The 22,093-nt window shown below is 36.2% G+C and carries 19 protein-coding genes; 18 read left to right on the forward strand and 1 reads right to left on the reverse strand.

What is annotated here, in order from left to right; all coding sequences use genetic code 11:
- Window positions 1-103 precede the first annotated feature (103 nt).
- Window positions 104-2,515: a glycogen/starch/alpha-glucan phosphorylase gene (locus BN853_RS03205; RefSeq protein ID WP_030004508.1), complete on the forward strand. Its 2,412-nt coding sequence runs from the start codon at window positions 104-106 to the stop codon at window positions 2,513-2,515.
- A 58-nt stretch (window positions 2,516-2,573) separates the two neighbouring features.
- On the opposite strand, the gene BN853_RS03210 is transcribed toward BN853_RS03205, so the two are convergent.
- Complete coding sequence (locus tag BN853_RS03210) at window positions 2,574-3,392, reverse strand: HAD family hydrolase (protein WP_030004509.1); 819 nt, start codon at window positions 3,390-3,392, stop codon at window positions 2,574-2,576.
- A gap of 147 nt (window positions 3,393-3,539) precedes the next feature.
- Between BN853_RS03210 and BN853_RS03215 the strand changes: the two genes are divergently transcribed.
- From BN853_RS03215 to BN853_RS03295, 17 genes are all read left to right on the forward strand, one after another.
- Window positions 3,540-4,340 (forward strand): hypothetical protein, encoded by an 801-nt coding sequence (locus tag BN853_RS03215; protein WP_030004510.1) that lies wholly within the window; start codon window positions 3,540-3,542, stop codon window positions 4,338-4,340.
- Window positions 4,327-6,447 carry a DNA translocase FtsK gene (locus tag BN853_RS03220; protein WP_052591192.1) on the forward strand — a complete coding sequence of 707 codons (2,121 nt, stop codon included), beginning with the start codon at window positions 4,327-4,329 and terminating at the stop codon, window positions 6,445-6,447. Before BN853_RS03215 ends, BN853_RS03220 begins: the two co-directional genes overlap by 14 nt.
- Entirely contained in the window at window positions 6,444-7,247 is an 804-nt protein-coding gene (gene lepB, locus BN853_RS03225; protein ID WP_030004512.1) for a signal peptidase I, read from the forward strand. The genes BN853_RS03220 and lepB overlap by 4 nt, the downstream gene beginning before the upstream one ends.
- Window positions 7,244-8,095, forward strand: a complete 852-nt coding sequence (gene ylqF, locus BN853_RS03230) for a ribosome biogenesis GTPase YlqF (RefSeq protein WP_030004513.1) — start codon at window positions 7,244-7,246, stop codon at window positions 8,093-8,095. The genes lepB and ylqF overlap by 4 nt, the downstream gene beginning before the upstream one ends.
- Window positions 8,073-8,699 carry a ribonuclease HII gene (locus BN853_RS03235; RefSeq protein WP_052591194.1) on the forward strand — a complete coding sequence of 209 codons (627 nt, stop codon included), beginning with the start codon at window positions 8,073-8,075 and terminating at the stop codon, window positions 8,697-8,699. Before ylqF ends, BN853_RS03235 begins: the two co-directional genes overlap by 23 nt.
- A complete protein-coding gene (locus BN853_RS03240) occupies window positions 8,696-9,757 on the forward strand; it encodes a glycerophosphodiester phosphodiesterase family protein (protein WP_030004515.1) in 1,062 nt (353 codons plus the stop codon). Before BN853_RS03235 ends, BN853_RS03240 begins: the two co-directional genes overlap by 4 nt.
- A gap of 178 nt (window positions 9,758-9,935) precedes the next feature.
- Window positions 9,936-11,753, forward strand: a complete 1,818-nt coding sequence (gene topA / locus BN853_RS03245) for a type I DNA topoisomerase (protein WP_030004516.1) — start codon at window positions 9,936-9,938, stop codon at window positions 11,751-11,753.
- 388 nt (window positions 11,754-12,141) lie between these two features.
- Complete coding sequence (gene tpx, locus BN853_RS03250; protein WP_030004517.1) at window positions 12,142-12,636, forward strand: thiol peroxidase; 495 nt, start codon at window positions 12,142-12,144, stop codon at window positions 12,634-12,636.
- 73 nt (window positions 12,637-12,709) lie between these two features.
- The gene (gene ftsY / locus BN853_RS03255; protein WP_030004518.1) at window positions 12,710-13,675 is read left to right on the forward strand and encodes a signal recognition particle-docking protein FtsY; all 966 of its coding nucleotides are present in this window, start codon (window positions 12,710-12,712) and stop codon (window positions 13,673-13,675) included.
- Between the two features lie 2 nt (window positions 13,676-13,677).
- Window positions 13,678-13,995, forward strand: a complete 318-nt coding sequence (ylxM, locus tag BN853_RS03260; RefSeq protein WP_030004519.1) for a YlxM family DNA-binding protein — start codon at window positions 13,678-13,680, stop codon at window positions 13,993-13,995.
- On the forward strand, window positions 13,995-15,398 hold the full coding sequence (gene ffh, locus BN853_RS03265) for a signal recognition particle protein (RefSeq protein WP_030004520.1): 1,404 nt from the start codon (window positions 13,995-13,997) through the stop codon (window positions 15,396-15,398). Before ylxM ends, ffh begins: the two co-directional genes overlap by 1 nt.
- Window positions 15,399-15,506: 108 nt before the next feature.
- On the forward strand, window positions 15,507-18,125 hold the full coding sequence (gene polA / locus BN853_RS03270; RefSeq protein ID WP_030004521.1) for a DNA polymerase I: 2,619 nt from the start codon (window positions 15,507-15,509) through the stop codon (window positions 18,123-18,125).
- 62 nt (window positions 18,126-18,187) lie between these two features.
- Complete coding sequence (mutM, locus tag BN853_RS03275; RefSeq protein ID WP_030004522.1) at window positions 18,188-18,991, forward strand: DNA-formamidopyrimidine glycosylase; 804 nt, start codon at window positions 18,188-18,190, stop codon at window positions 18,989-18,991.
- Between the two features lie 4 nt (window positions 18,992-18,995).
- Window positions 18,996-19,583, forward strand: a complete 588-nt coding sequence (coaE, locus tag BN853_RS03280) for a dephospho-CoA kinase (protein ID WP_030004523.1) — start codon at window positions 18,996-18,998, stop codon at window positions 19,581-19,583.
- A 4-nt stretch (window positions 19,584-19,587) separates the two neighbouring features.
- Window positions 19,588-19,920, forward strand: a complete 333-nt coding sequence (locus BN853_RS03285) for a hypothetical protein (protein WP_030004524.1) — start codon at window positions 19,588-19,590, stop codon at window positions 19,918-19,920.
- 8 nt (window positions 19,921-19,928) lie between these two features.
- The gene (locus BN853_RS03290; RefSeq protein ID WP_030004525.1) at window positions 19,929-21,134 is read left to right on the forward strand and encodes a DnaD domain protein; all 1,206 of its coding nucleotides are present in this window, start codon (window positions 19,929-19,931) and stop codon (window positions 21,132-21,134) included.
- Window positions 21,127-21,948: an ATP-binding protein gene (locus BN853_RS03295; protein ID WP_030004526.1), complete on the forward strand. Its 822-nt coding sequence runs from the start codon at window positions 21,127-21,129 to the stop codon at window positions 21,946-21,948. The genes BN853_RS03290 and BN853_RS03295 overlap by 8 nt, the downstream gene beginning before the upstream one ends.
- Window positions 21,949-22,093 lie beyond the last annotated feature (145 nt).

The raw sequence follows: 22,093 nt of genomic DNA on the forward strand, positions 1-22,093 counted from the left end.
GCATGTAAAAAAGTTGTAAACGTTTGCACCTCGTAAGGCACCCTAACCATGGGTGCCTTTATGATATAATGAAGTTGAAATTCACGACAAGGAGAATGAGCAAATGATAAATATATTTAAAGATAAGAAAACGTTCAAAGAAATCTTCATCGATAAAGTCGAATCGACTTACGCCATTGATTTTAATGAATCAAATACTTATCAACAATACGTGTGTTTAGGTCAGCTTCTTAAACAGCATATCGGTAAGGATTGGAATCAAACAAGGAAAAAAGAAAAAGAGATGCGTCAAGTTTACTACTTTTCTATGGAGTTCTTGATGGGTCGTATGATCACGAATAACTTAATGAACGCAGGTGTCTATGACGTTGTGAAAGAAACCTTTGACGAGCTTGGACTAGATTTAAACGAAGTTGAGCATAAAGAGTCAGATGCCGGATTAGGTAATGGTGGTTTAGGTCGTTTAGCAGCTTGTTTTATGGACAGCGTAGCAGCGTTAAAATTACCAGTGCACGGTAACTCAATTCGTTATCGCTATGGTTTTTTCAAACAAAAAATTGAAAATGGTTATCAAGTTGAGTACCCAGATCGTTGGTTAAAAGATATCCACGTTTGGGAAACCAGAAGACAAGAAGAATCGGTTGATATTCCCTTTTACGGTCACATCGAAATCAACGTCGATGACAATGGTAAACTACATGTCTATCATAAAAATGCGGAATACGTTAAAGCGGTTCCTTATGATGTGCCTGTCATTGGCTATCATAATCAAGTGGTAAACACGCTTCGTTTATGGAGTGCGGAACCATCGGATTTATATGAAAATCAAGGTGGTACGTTTGAATACCACAAAAAGTTAAGACAAATTTCTGAGATGCTTTATCCAAATGATGAAACAGATGAAGGAAAAATTCTTCGTTTAAAACAACAATATTTATTTTCAGCGGCAGGATTAAATGCCGTGCTTAGAAAGCATAAAGAAATTTTTGGAACACTTGAAAACTTAAGTGAAAAAGCGGTTTTTCATATCAATGATACACACCCGACGTTAATTATTCCAGAATTAATGCGTGTGTTGGTCGATGAAGAAGGCATGGATTGGGACAAAGCGTGGGACATCACAAGAAACTGTGTTGCCTACACGAATCACACCATCCTAGCCGAAGCATTAGAAAAATGGCCAATTCGCTTATTTCAACCATTACTACCACGTATCTACACAATCACTGAAGAAATTCACCGTCGCTTTGAAATGGAATTAAGAGCACACTTTGGTGAAAACGCAAGAGAAGTACTTGCGATGGCTATTCTAAAAGATGGTATGGTCCACATGGCTAACTTAGCAATTACGGGCTCATTTAGTGTTAACGGGGTAGCGGCACTTCACACCGATATCTTAAAAGAAATCGAGATGAAGGACTTTAATGATTATTACCCGAATAAGTTTAACAATAAAACCAATGGGATTACACACAGACGATGGGTGGTTCAATCAAACCCAGAACTTGTCTCTATTCTAAAAGACACCATCGGTGATGAATGGATTTATGACACAACAAAACTTGAGGGACTACTTAAGTTTACGAATGATGATCAAATTCTAAAACGTTACGATGAAATGAAGTTGGCAAGAAAAACAGCCCTTGCGGATAAAATCTATAAGGAACAAGGCATTCAAATTGATCCAACCTCGATTTTCGATATTCAAGTCAAACGTCTTCATGAATATAAACGTCAATTGATGAACGCACTACACATCATGCACGTATACAATGAGTTAAAGACGAAACCTGAAGTGCGTCAATCATTCCATCCGCAAACATTCATTTTTGGAGCAAAAGCTGCACCAACGTACTATTTTGCGAAAAAAGTTATTAAACTGATTAATACGATTGCAGAAAAAATCAACAACGACAGTGAAACAAGTAAATACCTAAAAGCCGTATTTGTCGAAGACTATAACGTCACCTACGCTGAAACAATCATGCCTGCAGCCGATTTATCTGAACAAATCTCAACGGCTTCAAAAGAAGCCTCCGGGACAGGTAACATGAAGTTCATGATGAACGGTGCTTTAACGATTGGTACACTCGATGGGGCAAACGTTGAAATTGGTGAACTTGTGGGTAATGATAACATATTCATCTTTGGTTTAGATGCAAAAGAAGTCACACAACTTCAAAAAGAAGCTACTTATAAACCTTATGATTTGTACTTGAATGATCCGAAAATCAAACGTGTGATCGATCAATTAACCAATGGATTCTTTACGAATGTACCTCAAAATGAATTTGAAGAAATTCGTAGAAATCTATTAGACAAAGACCAATATTATATTTTAAAAGACTTCGATGCTTATGTAAAAGCACAACAAAAAGCAAACAAGGCGTATCAAGATAGAACCGCTTGGCTGAAAAAATCGATGATTAATACAGCGAAGTCTGGATTCTTCTCAACTGACCGTACAATGTTTGAGTATAACAGAGATATTTGGCACTTAGAAACAATTAAATAATAACAAAAAAACAAATTGAAAATGGATTTCAATTTGTTTTTTTCATGGTTTTAATCGATTATTTGGTTAAAAAACGTTGAGTTAGGTAATTTCTTACCCCGCCTTGTTGGTTCGTCTCATCTAGAACCACATCAGCAACGGCTTTTAATTCTTTTTGTGCGTTTGCCATAGCAACACCTGTTGCGGCTTGTTCAATCATTTCAATGTCGTTTAGTCCATCACCAAAGGCAATGACGTTTTCTTCTTCAATTTGATAATGTTGTCTTACAAGAGAAATTGCTTCAGCCTTAGATGTGCGTTTTTGATACACTTCATAGATGGCGTTTTTATAGTCACTGCCCCAATCCCTAAACGATAGAAGATTCTCACAGTTTTCTTTGATAAACGTCTCAAATTGAATTTTGAATGAGACATTCACAATGAACATTACACCAGAAGGTTCTGGTAAATTGGGTGCCGTAAATTCACCCTCAACAAAAAACGTGTCTTCATTCTCGTGGTACAACCAAGCCAAACGATCCGTACGCTTGTAGACGTATAAGCCATTATCGACGCTATAGAAGGCCGTAACGATTTCATTTTTTGTAAACGAAAAAAGTTTATCGATGATCCGTTTTGGAATGGTTAATTGAACCTTTTTAAATCCCTTATCAACGGGATTTTCGATTGCTCCTCCGTTATCACTAATAAGTGGAGTATCTAGGTTTAATTCTCGATGATACTCAATACAGCCTCTATAGGGTCTTCCAGTCGCAATTACTACCTTGTGTCCTAACTTTGAGAGTTCATTAATTGTGTCTATGGTTTTTAAATCAAGTTTAGAATCATTATTTAGCAAAGTGCCGTCTAAGTCACACGCAATTAAATATGGTTTCATAAAATACCTCCTTCGATTTTTACTTAAATAAAAGCATCTTCTAGATTATCTCATATTAAGTGTAAAATATCAATCTAGGCTCTTTAAATCACATACTTCTTTATCTTTATAGATAAATGCGGTATAATTCTTGTTAAAGAGGAGCTGATGATTCTGATCTTATTTAGTGTGTTTGGAATTAATGTTGATATCGGTTATCTTGTGGTCTTTCTAACCGGGATTATGTTCGGTTTTTTACTATTATTGCTTGTTTATGTTTATAGCGTGTTAGCGACACTCAATAAAAAACGACAAATCAGGGACGCACAAGAGCCAGACATTGATGAAGAAGAAATCAAATTATTAATTAAAGATGCCCAAAGCCAATATAAGAACAAAAAATTAAGAGAAGAAGTTGGGTTTGCAATCTATGTGAAGCAATTATCTCTTGATCTCTCAAAAGACATTGCGGCTAAGTTTTATCCGAATTCAAAACACCCACATTTAGAGCTTACGCTAGATGAAACGCTCTTACTCGGGCATTACATTACCGATCGAATTGATCGAATATTCGAAGCTAGATTATTAAAAATATTTAGAAAAACAACGCTGTCTCGCTTGATGTCTCTGTATGAGATGAAGCAGACAATTGAAGATTCTGCTGTCATGAAAGCAGAAAAAAAGTTTAAAGTAAGAAAAACAGCTTCAGCTATTTTTTCAGCCATTAATATAATTAATCCGGCTTATTGGATTAGAAAAGTGACCGTGGATAAATTAACACAATTGATTATCAATAAAATCGCATTATCTGTGATTGGTATTGTCGGTGAAGAGACTTATAAGATTTATAGCAAAAATGTATTTAAGGTTGAAAAGACAATTGATTCAGGTGTCGATCAACTGTATGAAGAAATCAAAGGCGATGTAAAAAAATACGTTGAGGAGGAAGATCTTGATGACGCTGTTTAAACGTAGACCGATTGAAGAACTACCTAAAAAAGATATCCCGGATTTTCGAATTCCTCAGTTTGTGAAAATTGAAGGATTGAAAATGGATCAGAAGAAAAAGTATAAAACGTCTGAATTTATTTCACCTATTTTTGGTATGTCCGTTAAAGATAAAACGGTTGCACCTTACGTAATAAAAGATTCAGGCGACATCAAAAAACGCTACGATGCATTTCGTAACAAACCAATGTCTGACCGTTCTAACTATGATGAGTTTAAAGCCACCATGGTTTCAAATGAAGCTAGAAAAGAACTCTTTGGCAGTGACGTCGTCATTGATCACACACGTAAATACGAAGATGAACGTAAAAAAGAAACACAAATAGAGATACCATTTCAAAAGACCAAACAAGAACCAGAGAATTTTGTTGATCAATATCGAAATGAGCCAGTCGTTGTGATGCCTAAAATAAGCTCTACGGATTTTAATTTAGAAAAAGAAGAGGTAATTCAAAAACCAACCATCGAAACAGCCAAAAAGACAGATTTGGTGTTTGAACGACGATTTAAACCCGAAGAAGTCCAAACCAGTGAGCAAACAAACATCAAAGAACCGGTTGAGAAAAAGCCATTTCAAGCACATAAAGAAGAACCTAAGTTTACTAAACCAGAAACATTTGTTAATCAGCAGGTACAAAAGAAAGTCGTTTCAAAACCGACCTATCGCTTTCCAAATCCGCAGATGTTTTCTAAAATCACGCGTGATCAAAATGCAAGACCTGATTGGTTAGTCACACAAGAAGCTGTCGTCAACCAAACACTCGATTTGTTTGGTGTGCCAGGTAAAGTACATAACATCACAAAAGGACCAACCGTCACACGACACGAAGTCGAATTAGAGCCTGGTGTCAATGTCAAAGAAATGACGCGAATTAAAGATAACCTGATGATGAATTTGGCTGCTAAAACGCTACGCATTGAAGCGCCAATTCCAGGCAAGAGTTTTGTCGGGATTGAGATACCAAATACCGTGCCAGAAATCGTTGCTTTCGGTAACGTTATTGACGATGAATCATTCTTAAACGATACTGACCATCCTCTAAAAGTTGCACTTGGTGTGGACATTGATGGTAATAACATTTACGCAGACATTCAAAAAATGCCGCACGGGTTGATTGCTGGTGCGACCAATAGTGGTAAGAGCGTCTGTGTGAATACAATCATCGTGAGTTTATTGTTAAAGAATCACCCTGACGATTTAAAGTTTATATTAATTGACCCTAAAATGGTTGAGCTTAGCATTTATGATGAACTGCCTCATTTATTGACGCCGGTAATCACAGATCCTAAAATGGCCGCAACTGCGCTTTCTTGGGCGGTTGAAGAAATGGATAAACGGTTTGTTAAGTTTGCAGCAAACCGCGCGAAAGACTTAAACAGTTATAACCAAAAAGCGATTGAAAATCCATCAATTGAAAAAATGCCATACATCATCATCATCATAGATGAACTTGCTGACTTAATGATGGTTTCAGCAAACGACGTTGAAGACGCGATTCAGCGCTTAACCCAAAAAGCCAGAGCCGCAGGCATCCATCTGTTAGTGGCCACACAACGTCCAACAACCGACGTGGTCAAAGGCACAATTAAAGCCAACATTCCAACGAGAATTGCATTTAAAGTGGCGTCTTTTACAGACTCAACGACAATACTTGATGGGGCAGGGGCAGAGCAGTTACTCGGTCGTGGGGATATGCTTTATAAAACGGCAGAGAGACCACTTCGTTTACAAGGCGCTTATTTAAAAGATAGCGAAATCGAACGAGTGACTGATTTTATCCGTGAACAATTGCCGCCAAATTATGTGTTCGATCATGAATCATTAAAATCTTTCTCAATTAGTAAAGAAAAAATGGAATCCGACGAATTATTAATGGACGTTGCACGCTTTGTTGTTAGTGAACAAAAAGCATCCATCAACGCCATCCAACAAAATTTTAACGTGGGATTTAACCGAGCACAACGATTAATGGAAATGCTTGAAAATAGCAATATTGTATCTAAAGGCGAAGGTAACAAACCAAGAGAAGTATTGGCATCGCTACAAGAATTGGAAAATCTAATATGAAATTAAAAAATGCATTAGAAGAATTAAAATTAAATGAAACCGAACAAGAAAGTGAAGCGATTAATGTCGTTTCTAAGACCATTGATAAAAAACTACGTCAACTATTAGTCTATTTAATTTTTGTCAGTGTCTTAACACTGTTATTTACGGTACTTGGATTTGGTTCATTTACCGATCAAAAATATAAAGTACTAATCATCATTACAAGCGCACTACTTTCATTAATCGTCGCTTACTATTTGCCATCTAAAGAGGCTTTAGTAACTAAAGAGAGCACACTAAGTCGGTTTAAGCGAATCGATTTAATCCATTTCTTTTTATTATCAACCTATTTTGTGTTTATTCTAATATCGTTTGTTGTTCGAACAGCGGTAGTTGAAGGCACATCCATGGAAACAACGCTTTTTGGTGGGGATAAAATCATCGCATACCACATGAATTATTCACCTAAACGAGACGACGTTGTGATTGTCGATATGAAAGAACATAATTTCGAACAAATTTATTACGTTAAACGACTCATTGGGCTGCCAGGTGATAAAATACAGTTCGATCGTTTAAATGGGAAATTATACATAAACGATGAGCTCAAACAAGACGTACCACCAGAGTATCGAGAGTCACTTGCACAAACCCTAAACGGACTTTCGAATGACTTGATACCTAAAGGGTCTTATTTCATTCTAGGTGACAATATTCAAACCTCGCTTGACTCAAGACGAATCGGTTTTATCAAAGAAGAACAATTGGTTGGAAAAGTATTGCTACGCTTTTCTCCCAAATTTGAGGTGATTTCATGAAGCAAGTACAATGGTTCCCTGGACATATGTCTAAAGCCTTAAGAGAAATAAAAGAGAATTTAAAAAAAGTCGACATCGTATTTATCTTACTTGATGCAAGATTACCTGAGTCATCGATGAATCCAAAAATTAAAGAGATTATAGGAAATAAACCGGCATTAATATTGTTTAATAAATCGAGCTTAGCCGATCAATCTGAACTCGATAAGTGGTTGAACTTCTATCAAAAAGAAGGCTTCAGTTCACTGAAAATTGATGCAATTACCGGAAAAAATATCCGTAAAATAAAACCTTTATCGGATGAGATATTAAAACCACTACTTGAAAAAGAAAAAAAACGCGGCATGCAAAGAAGAGCCATTCGGACAATGATTATTGGTATTCCTAACGTAGGGAAATCGACGCTAATTAACACATTATCTCGTAAGAAAGCAACAAGAACAGGTAATACCCCTGGAGTTACTAAAGCCCAACAATGGGTTAAAATTTCAGAGGATTTTGAATTACTCGATACCCCAGGTGTGTTATGGCCAAAGTTTGAAGACGAGAAAGTTGGTTATCACTTAGCACTTTCTGGCGCGATTAAAGATACCATTTTACCAAATGAAGAAATTGCATTTTATGCCCATCATTTCCTAAAAACCTACTACAAAGAAGAACTCAAGAAACGTTACCAATTAAATGAGGTCTTAGAACCCATCGACACGTTTAGCGAAATTGGTCGAAAACGTGGTGCGTTAATTAAGGGTAACGAAGTGAACTATGACACAGTTTATGAGTTATTACTAAAAGACCTGCGTGATGGTAACTTAGGAGGAATTACATTTGACCGATATCAATCTTTATGAATTTGAAGACAAATTGAATAGCCACGGTTTCAATTTTGTTTGTGGCACAGATGAAGCAGGCAGAGGACCGCTTGCAGGTCCTGTGGTCGCTTGTGCAATCATCTTAAAAAAAGGTGCAAAACTACCTGGTGTGGATGACTCAAAAAAGCTAAGCGAAAAAAAACGAAATGCGCTCATCGGTTTGATTAAAGAACAAGCCCTTGCCATCAGTATTTCAATGGTTTCACCACAAGAAATTGACCAAGTTAATATCTATCGCTCGGCTAAAAATGCAATGATTTCAGCCATTAAAGGACTAAAGATAAAACCGGATTACGTCCTTGCTGATGCAATGATGCTTGAAGAAGAAATAGGGATTCCTACTGAATCACTGATTAAAGGCGATCAACGATCGATTAGCATCGCTGCGGCATCAATCATTGCTAAGGTAACTAGAGATCAATACATGAAAGAAATGGATGAACTCTTTCCACAATACGGATTTCAAAAACACAAAGGATACCCAACGAAAGCCCACGTTGAAGCCATCAAAGAACATGGCATTTGTCCGATTCACAGAAAAACATTTGAACCGATAAAGTCCATGCTTGGAGGCTTAAAGTGATCAAGAAAACCATCAAAATCCTAATCAGTTTTCTCTTGATCACATTAATATCAATCGTGTTGTTGGATATTCTTCCTATTTCTCGCACCTACGACAAAGACAATACGTTCATCAGAAAAAATGAACGGCCACTCATTATACCGCATGGTGGGGCCAAAGCACTTTACCCTGAAAATACGTTACATGCATTTAAAAATACGGATCAATACGACATGTTTGAAATTGATTTAACGCTAACCAAAGATTTAGTATTGATTGCCCATCACGATTTAGACTTAAGACATGATTTAAATCGTTCTTTGTTTCAACCTGACCTACTAATCAAAAATCTAACCTATCAAGAAATTGTGTCGATAATCAAAGATAACAACTACCCTTATGTTCGATCGTTTGTTAACATTGATGGACAAAAACCTTATGAAAATGAAATGGACCAATCAATTCTTGACGAGCTGATTCCAGTCAAACTTGAAACGATTTTTTCACTTTATCCGAACAAATACTATATTTTAGAAATCAAAGACTTACAAGATGAAACCACGCAGTTTGAAAAAGCTGTTGAGGCCTTGATGACGTTAATTACTAACTATGACATGAAAGATAACGTCATTGTCTCATCCTTTGATGATGAAGTAATCAAAGCATTTAAACGGTTGTCGAATAACGAAATTACAACCTCAACCGCCTCAAAAGAAACAATGAACTTTGTATTGTTTAGTGCATTTAGTCTAGACTTCTTTTATAAACCGACCGATGCCTTGCTAATCATACCCTTTGAAGATCAAGTCAGTGATTCACAAGTCAGTCTATTAAAGAAATTGCCAGGTTTTATTCGAAGTAAAATTGTTCGATACGATGAGGTTGAAGAACGATATTTAACCAATATTGCACAAAAGTCTCTCATCGAGGATGCAAGAGAAAAGAACTTAGCGGTCATTTTTTGGACAGTCAATGAAAAAGAAGATATGAGGTACCTCGTAGAGCTTGGTGTCGATGGCATCATCACGGATCGACCAGACTTATTAGAAGAAGTACTTAATGAATATGAATTCAATTAATCGAAATCGCCTGTTTACTCTAGGCGATTTCTTTTTAGAGTAAAAGAGGCGTTTCTAAGATAAATATAGTAATGGACAAAAAAAGATATATATAATATATAGAAAGAAACGCATTGTTTTTGGCTTGACACAAGAAAATTTCAACTATATAATATACAAATGCGAAAGAAGTGATTAAATGAAAACAGTAATAATAGTAGAATCACCATCAAAATCAAAGACCATCGCTAACTACGTCGGTAACGATACCGTCGTTTTAGCAACCGTTGGTCATATCAGAGAATTAGCTACCTCAGGTACCTATGGTTTGGGTATAGATCTTGCAAATGATTTTAAACCTAATTATAAAGTATCTAAAGGCAAGGAAAAAGTAATCAAAGAATTAATCAAGCAAACTCAAAAGAGTAACGTCTTGATTGCAACCGACCCGGACCGTGAAGGTGAAGCAATCGCGTGGCACGTCGCAGACATTTTGAATTTAGACTTGGATCAAGATAACCGTATCACCTTTAACGAAGTAACAAAAGAGGCGGTTTTAAAGGCAGTAAGCGAGCCAAGAAAGATTGATCGCGACCTAGTCCATTCTCAAGAAGCAAGACGCATCTTAGACCGAATTATTGGTTTTAGACTTTCCAAGCTTTTACAACAAAAAATAGGTTCTAAATCCGCAGGGCGTGTTCAAAGCGTTGCCCTTAAAATGATCGTAGACCTAGAAAAAGAAATTCTTGCCTTTGTGCCACAAGAATATCACTTACTACATGCGAACTTTGATACGTTTATCGCTGACTACTCACAAAATTCGAGTAAGTCAGTCAAAACGGAAATTGAAGCTCAAGCAATCATTAATAAGCTTCAAGGGCCATTTAGAGTAAAAGACATACAAACCAAAAAACTCACACGCGCCTCGAACCCAGCCTACGTTACCTCGACACTACAACAAGACGGGATTAATAAACTTGGCTACAGTGGGTCACGTGTGATGGGTATTGCACAAGGCCTGTATGAAGGTAAAGAAATCAAAGACGAAACCGTTGGTTTGATTACCTACATGAGAACAGACTCAACAAGACTATCGGATGAGTTTATCAAAGATGCATTCGGTGAAATCGCACGTTTGTATGGTAAAGAATACATTGGTAAACCAAAAGTTGGTAAGAAAAAAGCAAATCAACAAGACGCTCATGAAGCGATCAGACCAACCTCAATTAAACGCACACCAGAATTAATGAAACCGTATTTAACCGATCAAGAGTATAAAGTGTATAAACTGATTTATGAACGAGCACTCTTCTCGCTAATGGCGGATGCGATTTATGAAGTGACGTCGGTTGAGCTAGAAAATCACGATGAAATATTCAAAGCGTCGGCATCAAAACTTGTCTTTGAAGGTCATCACAAGGCGAACAAAAACTATGAACCGGCCAAACAAACCCTACCAAAACTGGCCATTGGTGATGAATTAAATGCAACTGAAATCACTTCAGTTCAACAATTTACCAAACCAAAATCAAGGTATACAGAAGCAAGCCTAATTAAAGATTTAGAAGAACTCGGTGTTGGACGACCTTCAACTTACGCGGAAATCAATAAAACACTATTGGCACGCCAATACGTTGAAAAAACAAAAGGATCACTCATTCCGACAGAACAAGGCATCATTACATCCGAGGCACTTGATAAATATTTCTCGTCAATTATTAACACAGAATATACGCAATTCATGGAAAATGAGTTAGATGAAATCTCGGTAGGGAAAAAAGTTTGGAACGTTGAATTAATGGACTTTTACAAACGTTTTGAGCCAATATTAGAAGAAGCATTTAAAGATATGGTTAAACTGCCACCAAAAGAAGTCGGCGAACTTTGTCCAAATTGTTTTCGATCACTGGTCATTAGAAACAATAAAAAAGGCCAAGCATTCATTGCATGTTCCGGGTTTACTCAAAAACCACAATGTACTTACACAAGAAGCATTGAAGAAAAGAAACCAGAATAAACTAGGAAAATCAGCTAAAAACAGCTGATTTTTTTAATACATGGCACCTCAAAAAATGCCTCAACTTTAGAAAACTAAAAAACACGATAAAACGCTTTACAAACGCTTACAAACGTGATAATATAATAATGCATCCGACAAAGGGTGCTACTTATCCCCTATTAAGTGTGAACTGATAACTCACACAATCCCCTTAATTATCCCCCGACTTTTACCCTCGGGGGAGATTTTTTTTTATTTAAGCTAAATTTAACAAGTCGACGTTTGATCAAATACAGTTCAACCAAATAAACTAAGTGCGTATCGTTTTTTATTTTAGCTGTAATTACATATAATAGTTTTGGAGGCATACTCAAAAAAAAACAAAAATGAGTATGAATAAAAATCTATGACAAAAACAATGAAAAATAATCCTATCGAGGTCATCGGAACGGTATTAAACGTTGGCGATAAGGCAAGCGACTTCACCTGTGTTGACCGTAGTTTAAACAAAGTATCACTTTCTGATTTTAATTCCAAGTACGTATTAATCAACGTCGTACCATCACTTGATACGGGTGTTTGTGACATGCAAACAAGACAAATCAACGAAAAATTAGCTGATTTGAAAGACACAACCGTTTTAACAATTTCAAATGACTTACCTTTTGCCCAAGCCAGATGGTGTGGTGCCGCAGGTTTAGATAATATCCTCACATTAAGTGATTATCAAACGCTTGATTTTGCGAACAAGTATGGTGTAAACATCGTTGGATTACGTTTACTTGCACGCTCAGTGTTTGTATTAAATGAACAAAGAGAAGTCATCTATGTGGAGTATTTAAATGAAATGACGAATCACCCGAATTACAGCCAATTATTTGACTTTATCGAAACCCTATAACCAAAAGTTTTCTTTTGGTTTTTTTTTTCATCACTATGTGAAATATGTTATAATGTATTTTAGGAGTGATTGTATGGGATTGTTTAGCAAATTATTCAAAAAAAATAAAACGAAAAATGATAAATACAAATTAGGACTACATAAATCAAGAGAAACACTCGGTAATCTAAAGAAATTACTCGAGGAAAAGAAAACGATTGATGAAGACTTATTTGATGAACTTGAAGAAATCTTAATTATGGCTGACATTGGGATTGATACCGTCTTGTCATTTATGGCCGATTTAAGAAAAGAAATCGATGTGAAGTCAATTAAGGAACCCAAAGAACTTCAAGAGATTATCGTGGATGAAATGTTTAATCTCTACTTACAAGATGAAGTCGTGATTGCCGATTTAGACTACAAAGAAAAAGAAGTCAATGTCTATTTATTTGTGGGTGTCAACGGCGTAGGGAAAACAACATCGATTGGCAAGTTAGCTTATCAGTTAAAAAAAGAAGGTAAAAAAGTGTTAATGGTTGCGGGTGATACCTTTAGAGCAGGGGCCATTGAACAGTTAAATGTTTGGGCAACAAGAGCGGGTGTCGATATCTTTAAAAAAGAACCGGGATCAGACCCTTCAAGTGTCATTTTTGATGCCATCGTTAAGGCGAAAAAAGAGCACTATGACGTTGTTTTAGCAGATACCGCTGGTAGACTACAAAATAAAGTTAATTTGATGAAAGAACTTGAAAAAATGCATCGTGTGATCAAAAAAGAATTACCAGATCAACCAAGCGAAACACTACTTGTCATTGATGCAACCACCGGTCAAAATGGCTTAAAACAAGCCGAAGTATTTAAAGAAGCTACTGACGTTACTGGTGTCATACTAACCAAACTCGATGGGACTGCCAAAGGTGGAATCGTTTTAGCGATTCGTCACTTGTTTAAGCTGCCTATCAAGTACATTGGCTTAGGTGAAAAAATTGAGGATCTTGTTTTATTTGATATTGAGGATTATATTTACGGATTATTCTCAGATTTCTTTGAGGCGTAATGATGGACACGCTTGAGAAGAATCAACGATTGAATGCGTTATACTCAATTTATCAAGACCTACTCACAGAAAAACAACGATTGTATTTTAACGCTTACTATTTAGATGATTACTCGCTACAAGAAGTAGCAACACTCTTTCAGGTAAGTCGTAATGCAGTATTTGATCAATTGAAAAAAACAGAAGAACATCTAGTGAAATTTGAGGATGTCTTAAAATTAAATGAGCAAAAAGAAAAACGCAAAGCATATTTAACGAGTTATTTTGAGACGAAAGACACGGATTATTTAATAAAACTAAAAGAAATGGATGAAATTTAATGGCATTTGATAGTTTAAGTAGTCGCTTACAAATGGCGATGCGTCGTTTAACCGGTAAAGGTAAACTGACAGAAACAGACATTGATGAGATGATGAGAGAAGTACGTTTGTCACTTCTTGAAGCAGACGTCAATTTAAAAGTAATTAAAACGTTTATCAATAATGTAAAAGAAAAAGCCGTCGGTCAAAAAATATTGTCTGGACTGAACCCAGGTCAGCAAGTCGTCAAAATTGTATTTGATGAACTTAAACGTGTGATGGGTGATGAATCGGTTGGCATTTCCTATAAAATTAACGGCTTAACGGTCATTATGACGGTTGGTCTACAAGGTTCAGGTAAAACAACAGCCATTGGTAAAATGGGTGCTTTTATACGTAAAACGGAAAAGAAAAAAGTCATGTTTATTGCGGCTGACATTTACCGCCCTGCGGCCATTGATCAGTTAAAAACCATCGGTAAGCAACTTGATATATTTGTCTATGATGAAGGTATGAATAAGGCACAAACCATTGTGAAAAATGGTCTTACATACGCCAAAGAAAATCAATACGACGTGGTCATCATTGACACGGCGGGTAGATTACATATCGATGAGGCGATGATGCAAGAACTTGTCGACGTTAAAGAAATCGCAAAACCAGATGAAATCTTATTGACGGTAGATGCGATGACTGGGCAAGTGGCTGCTCAAGTGGCTGAGAGTTTTCATAATCAATTAAACACCACTGGTGCCATTGTAACTAAACTTGATGGGGACACTAGGGGTGGTGCGGCGTTATCAATTAGAGAAATTTCACAAATTCCAATCAAATTTGCCTCAAGTGGTGAAAAAATGGATTCATTTGAAGCCTTTCATCCGGAACGTATGGCCTCAAGAATTCTTGGCATGGGTGACATGCTGACCTTAATTGAAACAGCCACACAAAACATCGATGAAGACGAAGCTATGGGCATGATGGAAAAAATGATGTCTGATAATTTCAACTACAATGATTTATTAAAACAGTTTAAAATGATCAAACGAATGGGGTCTATTTCTAAAATCATGGGATTCATTCCTGGGATGGGAAAATATAAAGACCAGTTAAGTAACGTTGATGACAAACAGTTTGATAAAATGTCGGTGTTAATCCACTCAATGACAGAAGAAGAAAGAAAAAATCCGAAACTCGTCGAGTCGTCTTCAAGAAGACGTCAACGCATTAGTAAGGGTTCAGGTATGCAAGTATCCGATTTAAATCGCTTGATACAAGCATTAGACCAACAAAAGAAACTAGCAAAACAAATGTCAGGCATGTCAGAAAGAGACATGAAGAACATACAACGAAATCCACAAAGCTTAATGCCTCAACAAAAGGTAAAAAAAGGCAAGGGTAAAAATAAAGGACAATTCCGATTTTAATAAAGCCTCTAGGGGCTTTTTGTCTTAAAAAAACACAGGTAATTACAGCCAAAATAAATGAGATTTGTCTCAAATTATGGTAAAATAAACCTAACTTAGGGGGTACTTATGAAACGATTGGTATTAATAGATGGAAACTCGCTCTTTTTTAGAGCTTATTACGCAACAGCTTACCCTGGTGGTAATCTGATGAAAAACACTAAAGGCGTGTATACAAATGCCGTTTTTGCCTTTGTCAATATGATAGAAAAAATACTAGAAAAACCATATTCTCATGCATTGATTGCGTTTGATACACCTAAAAAAACAAAACGACATGAGCAATACGAGGATTACAAGGCAGGTAGAGCACCAATGCCTGAAGAAATGCAAATGCAGATTCCTTTGATTCATGAATATCTAAGCGCTTTAAATGTGGCTGATTATGCACTTGAAGGGTATGAGGCAGATGACATTATTGGTACGTTTTCCGTAATTGCTTCAAAGACGGATTATCAAGTGGATATTTATTCTTCAGACCGAGACTTACTTCAGTTAATTGATCATAACGTGACCATTCATTTAATCAAAAAAGGGGTAACCGATATTGAAGCAATGAATCCAACCTCATTTTTAGAGAAATATGGCATCTCACATGAATTGATGATTGACTTAAAGGCATTGATGGGTGATGCTTCAGATAACATTCCAGGGGTACCAGGTGTTGGTGAAAAAACAGCAGTTAAGTTATTGCAAACCTATGGAACGTTAGATAAGATTTTAGAAAATAAAGAAGACATTAAAGGCAAGTTAGGCGAACGTATAAGAGAAAACGAGGATAAGGCTATTCTTTCAAAGGAATTGGCAACCATTGATCTTGATGTACCTCTAACGATTACTTTTGAATCACTTGCCTATCAAAAATACGATTTTGATCGGTTGGTCTCTTTTTACAATGAATGTGATTTTCACGCGTTCATCAAAAAATTAGATAAACCAAAAGAAGAACTAAAAGACTTTGATTACAAGCTTATTACGTCACATCAAGACATTAAAAAAATATTAAAAACAAACATGGCAGTCCACTTAGAAATTTATGATTTCAATTATCATAAATCGGATTTGGTCGGTTTTTCACTTGCTGATGAGGATAGCACTTACTTTATTCCTGTGAATGTCGCATTAGAGTCGATTGATTTTCAAATGTTCTTAAGCGACGATTCAATTGTCAAATACACCTTTGACTCCAAAGCCATGAAAGTTGCTTTATTATGGAAAGGACTCGATTTAAACGGGGTTTCATTTGACATGCTACTTGCAGCCTATTTGATCAATCAAAAGCTCGCAAAAGACGATTTTAAAGTGATTTGTATGGCGTTTGATTACGATCAAATCGACTATGATGAACAAATCTACGGCAAAGGTGCTAAAAAACAGCTTCCAGAGGAATCAATCTATCAAGTTCACGTTGCCAAAAAAGCACGTGCCATCTTTGATCTCAAAGACACCTTATTGAGTGAATTAAAAATCAACGAACAATTCGACCTGTATTCAGAAATCGAATTACCACTTTCAAGCGTACTTGCTCGTATGGAATATAACGGCATTAGTGTCGATCAAGAGGAACTTAAACATCAAAAAACAGAACTCAAAAAGCGAATTGATGTGCTCGAAAAGTCAATTTATGAATCCGTTGGAAAAGAATTTAACATCGCTAGTCCAAAACAACTAGGCGAGGTGTTGTTTGTCGATTTAGGTCTTGAAACGTCCAAAAAAACCAAAGGTAAAAACTATTCGACGAACATCGATGTGTTAAACCATTTAATGGATAAACACCCGGTGATTCCAATGATTCTTGAATATCGTCAATTAACCAAATTATATTCAACCTACATCGAAGGTCTTGAACAATCGGTATTTGAAGACGGAAAAGTCCACACCATTTATGCCCAAGCACTGACCGCAACCGGTCGACTTTCGTCATTAGAACCAAACCTACAAAATATACCAGTCAGAACCGCTGAAGGCCGTGAAATTAGAAAATTGTTTGTGGCTAAAGAGCACAATTATCTACTGGCTGCGGACTATTCTCAAATTGAGTTACGGGTCTTAGCCGCAATGGCAAATGTGAAAAACTTGATTAAAGCATTTAACGAAAACAAAGACATCCATGAACAAACAGCGAAAGAAGTGTTTGGTAGCGAAATGGTGAGTGCCGATGAAAGAAGAAAAGCCAAAGCCGTCAACTTTGGAATCATTTATGGGATTGGTTCTTGGAGTTTAGCTGAGGATTTATCAGTCACGCCACGAGAAGCTCAAAATTTCATAGATAAATACCTTGAAGTTTACCCTGAAATTAAAACATACATGGATAACACAATCGAAACCGCGACCGAATTGGGGTATGTAAAGACATTGATGAACAGACGAAGATACATTAGCGAATTATCTAGTCCACTTTATCAAGTTAGAGAGTTCGGAAAAAGAACCGCCATGAACGCACCGATTCAAGGCAGTGCTGCGGATATCATAAAAATAGCCATGATTAAGCTTCAAAATTACCTATTAAAGAATAAAAAGCGTAGTAAACTGTTATTACAGGTGCACGATGAATTAATCTTAGAAGTACCAGAAAAAGAACTCGAAGAGATGAAGCGAGTCGTACCTGAAATCATGGCCAATGCGGTTGATCTAACGGTTAGTTTAAAGACAAGTTGTGATGTAGGGACTAACTGGTTTGACTTGTAGATTCTAGATACTTAAACTCGCATCAATACAATAACTAATGCTTGAAGAAAGGAGCTCTAATCATGCCAGAATTACCAGAAGTCGAAACGGTCAGACGAACCTTAGAAAATTTTGTGAAAAACAAACGAATTCGTCACGTGGATGTCTTTTACGAAAAAATGATTTCAAATGATGTTCAATCTGTTTTAATTGGAAAAACAATTGAGAAAATCGATCGATTGGGCAAATACCTAATTTTTAATTTAGGAAGTCATGATTTAATCGTTCATTTAAGAATGGAAGGCCGATTTTTTCTTAAACCATACGACGAACCAAGAGATAAACACGAACACGTCATCTTTTATTTAGACGATTTTACAATGCGCTATCATGACACAAGAAAATTTGGTACCTTTGATTTAAGAATAAAAGAAGATACCTACAAAACACCACCGCTTTCCTTACTGGCGAAAGACCCATTTGAGATAGACGCTAACCTTTTTTACGAACGCATCAAGCGTAAGAACCAAGCAATTAAGACCGTCCTTCTAGATCAAAAGATGATTTTAGGTCTAGGCAATATATATGCGGATGAAACACTCTTTAGGAGTAAGATACATCCGGCAAAAAAGGCATCAACCCTAACCAAAAAACAAACAAAATTAATCATCGAAAACGCGAAAGATATTTTAAGAGAGTCAATTGCTTTGGGTGGAACGACCATAAGAACTTATACCTCAAGTCTCGGTGTTACTGGGCGCTTTCAGCATAGTTTAGGAGTTCATCAAAAATTGAATGAACCATGCCCGAACTGTCAAACGTTAATCGAAAAACAAGTGATTAATGGAAGAAGCAGTTTTTACTGTAAGACCTGTCAAAAGAGGTGAACATATGATTGTATTAGGTTTAACAGGCGGTATCGCCTCTGGGAAGTCAACCGCAAGTCAGTGGTTTGTTAGTCAAGGCATCCGAGTTTTAGACGCCGATAAAATGAATCATCACCTATTGAACTTTAATCAAGAGGTAATCGATCAAATTTCGAAATCTTTTTCAAAAGATGTCATAAAAAATGGTAAAATAGATAGAGAAACCCTAGGAAAAATGGTTTTTAATGACCCAAACAAACGTAAACAGTTAGAGCAAATTGTTCATCCAATCATTAAATCGATGATTAAAGAAGAACTAAGTAGGCATCAAAATGAGCCACTCATTGTATTAGATGTCCCGCTCTTATTTGAGACTGACTTTGATCAATTATGCCATCAAACCTTAGTGATATATGTTGATGAAAAAACACAAATCAGTCGTTTGATGACAAGAAATCACTTTTCAAAAGAAGAAAGTCTAAAACGAATCTCTGCTCAAATGTCTTTAACTGAGAAAGCAAAAAAAGCGACTTATGTCATTTCTAATGAAGGCACAAAAGAAGAAATGTATGAACAGCTAAAACAATTATATGAACAACTAATAGGAGTGTAGAATTATGCCAATTTATCGTACCGCAGAAAATGCGAAAGACCCAAAAATCGTTACAAGATGGTATCAAAGTGATTACAAAGAAGTAAGTAACGCCGTCTTATCCGTAACGAAACAATTTGGATTTAACCTGCTTCACCAAGACGACCAGTTCGGTGAATTCATTTTAGAGAAAAAACAAGCAACACTTGATGTTAAAATCATATCGATGAATCGTAGAGAAACAGCGGTTGATTTTACACTAAATGTGGCAAATATTTTCGATTTTGGTCGATCTAAGACAATGATTTTTGAGATGTATCAACGTCTCGGAAAAATGTTAACTGAAAAGAAACGATAGGTGATTGAATGAAAAATGATTGCCTATGGATCATGAAAAACAGTGCAATCTCTGAAGAAGATCAAGCCGTATTAAGTTTGCTTTATCAACCACTCATTGGTACAGAAGCACATGGTCTTTATTTATTGCTATCTAACTTAACTGATAAGAAAAACCATCAATCGGAAATCGTTAGTTTTTCTTTTTTACTCGACCTTTTAAATATCAAAGAAAAGGCTTTTTTAAGTGCAAGGCAAAAACTTGAAGCGATTGGTTTGATTAACATCTATCAAAAAAAGGATATCTATTTATTCAAGCTTAATATGCCGCTTAGCCCAAAACAATTCTTTTTGGATGGCATCTTAGGCAGTTTTCTTCGTTCAGAAATCGGCGATAAAAACTTTAATATGTTGTTCGAGTTATTCTCTGTGCCAGAAGTAAGCAAAGATGGCTACGAAAATATCACTAAAACCTTTGATGAAGTATTCCAAGTCAATAACTTAGAAGCGTTAACGACAAACAAACATGTGTTTGGAAGAAAAAACGGAACAGGTGTTGTGATTAAAGACGAGTTTGATTTTGAAGTGCTCTATGAAGCACTACCGATCCGAATTAAGAAAAAACGTCTTTACACGGAAAAAATCAAGAGTCAAATTGCCTCAATCTTTTACGTTTATGGGTTTAGTATCGAAGAAATGGTGCGTATTCTAAGCGATTCGTACATTGAAGAAAACAAATCGATTTTTTACGAAAAAATATCATTGAACGCAAAAATGTATAACGAACAAAAAAATGGGAATCATTCGATTGAAATTGACATGAAAGAACAGAAGTCAACAAACCCGCTGGTCCTTTCAAAATTAAAGCCACAAGAGATTATTCGTGCTTATGGATCAAAGCTAACAAATCAATCGTTCGCCTTAGAAACGATAAGAAATTTGGTTGAACGTAACGCGGTGGATATCGCAGTGATTAATGCAGTAATCATTGCCGCATTGCGTTCAAAGAATGATTTACCGAGCTTAAACTACTTAGAGAAGGTATTAAATGACTGGATCAAACGTGGGATTGATAATGAAGAAGCGGCTTATCACTACATTATGGGTGATTCTAGTGGGACTAAACCAAAAACAAACAAGACAAATTACGCATCTAATCGTGTGGTTAAACACGTACCTGATTGGGTAAATGACTTTATTGATTCGATGGAGACAGGAGAGACAAAGCATGATTAAATACAGTGATTTAAGATTGATTGTTCAATCGTTTGAAGAAACAAAAAATCTTGACATTAAAGATCAAGATTTACCGATGGTTTGTCAGTACATTGAGTTGAAAAAAGACTTTGACCCAAACGATATTACCATACGATTTGAACCAGTTTTACGATTAGAACCGTACGTATTTATCGAATACATTCCTTCAAAAACGCATCAAGCGTACATGAAAGAAAAAGAAAAACTGAGTCACATCGATACGTTTTATCATAGTGATTACGTCATCGAAGCAACCTTTGAACAATTTGAACCATTTAATTCGGAGCGTAGGTTACTACTTGAAAAGGCGAAAAGTTTTTGTGAACGTTTTGAAAAAGGAAAGTTCATTAAAGGGTTATATATCTTTGGTCAATATCGAACGGGAAAAACGTATCTTTTAAGTGCAATCGTCAATGAACTTGCGAAAAAAGAAGTGAACAGTATTTTTGCTTATTTCCCAGATTTGATTCGCTATTTAAAGAGTGCGATCTCTGATCATTCACTTGAAGAGAAGGTTAAAGCACTCAAAACGTGTGACCTACTCGTGTTAGATGATTTAGGCAGTGAAAACATGACCCCTTGGTTTAGAGATGAAATCTTCGGACCAATTTTGCAACACCGCTTGAGTGTTGGTCTACCGTTACTTGTTTCATCGAATCTAAACATGAAAGCATTGATTAGCACGTACGTTGATTCAGGAAATGAAACGGATCAATTAAAAGCCACTCGTTTGGTCTCAAGAATTTATGATTTGACCGAACCGGTCGAAATGAGCCAAAAAAGATACAAATAATGATTGACAACGAATCTTAAAGTGATATAATTTAATTTGAAATGTGATGATTAGGACATGATTATGATTAATCAAAAGCGATGTAGAATGGTGAAAGCTACAAACAATCAATAATTACTCCCTATGAGCAAGCTGTGAAAACAGA

This window comes from Paracholeplasma brassicae, assembly GCF_000967915.1.
Taxonomy (GTDB): Bacteria; Bacillota_I; Bacilli_A; order Acholeplasmatales; family UBA5453; genus Paracholeplasma; species Paracholeplasma brassicae.

Bases quoted from the DNA above. Each gene is read 5' to 3' on its own strand.
- BN853_RS03205 (WP_030004508.1), top strand. From the start codon at position 104: ATGATAAATATATTTAAAGATAAGAAAACGTTCAAAGAAATCTTCATC.
- BN853_RS03210 (WP_030004509.1), bottom strand. From the start codon at position 3,392: ATGAAACCATATTTAATTGCGTGTGACTTAGACGGCACTTTGCTAAAT.
- BN853_RS03215 (WP_030004510.1), top strand. From the start codon at position 3,540: ATGATTCTGATCTTATTTAGTGTGTTTGGAATTAATGTTGATATCGGT.
- BN853_RS03220 (WP_052591192.1), top strand. From the start codon at position 4,327: ATGACGCTGTTTAAACGTAGACCGATTGAAGAACTACCTAAAAAAGAT.
- lepB (WP_030004512.1), top strand. From the start codon at position 6,444: ATGAAATTAAAAAATGCATTAGAAGAATTAAAATTAAATGAAACCGAA.
- ylqF (WP_030004513.1), top strand. From the start codon at position 7,244: ATGAAGCAAGTACAATGGTTCCCTGGACATATGTCTAAAGCCTTAAGA.
- topA (WP_030004516.1), top strand. From the start codon at position 9,936: ATGAAAACAGTAATAATAGTAGAATCACCATCAAAATCAAAGACCATC.
- tpx (WP_030004517.1), top strand. From the start codon at position 12,142: ATGACAAAAACAATGAAAAATAATCCTATCGAGGTCATCGGAACGGTA.
- ftsY (WP_030004518.1), top strand. From the start codon at position 12,710: ATGGGATTGTTTAGCAAATTATTCAAAAAAAATAAAACGAAAAATGAT.
- ylxM (WP_030004519.1), top strand. From the start codon at position 13,678: ATGGACACGCTTGAGAAGAATCAACGATTGAATGCGTTATACTCAATT.
- ffh (WP_030004520.1), top strand. From the start codon at position 13,995: ATGGCATTTGATAGTTTAAGTAGTCGCTTACAAATGGCGATGCGTCGT.
- polA (WP_030004521.1), top strand. From the start codon at position 15,507: ATGAAACGATTGGTATTAATAGATGGAAACTCGCTCTTTTTTAGAGCT.
- mutM (WP_030004522.1), top strand. From the start codon at position 18,188: ATGCCAGAATTACCAGAAGTCGAAACGGTCAGACGAACCTTAGAAAAT.
- coaE (WP_030004523.1), top strand. From the start codon at position 18,996: ATGATTGTATTAGGTTTAACAGGCGGTATCGCCTCTGGGAAGTCAACC.
- BN853_RS03285 (WP_030004524.1), top strand. From the start codon at position 19,588: ATGCCAATTTATCGTACCGCAGAAAATGCGAAAGACCCAAAAATCGTT.
- BN853_RS03290 (WP_030004525.1), top strand. From the start codon at position 19,929: ATGAAAAATGATTGCCTATGGATCATGAAAAACAGTGCAATCTCTGAA.
- BN853_RS03295 (WP_030004526.1), top strand. From the start codon at position 21,127: ATGATTAAATACAGTGATTTAAGATTGATTGTTCAATCGTTTGAAGAA.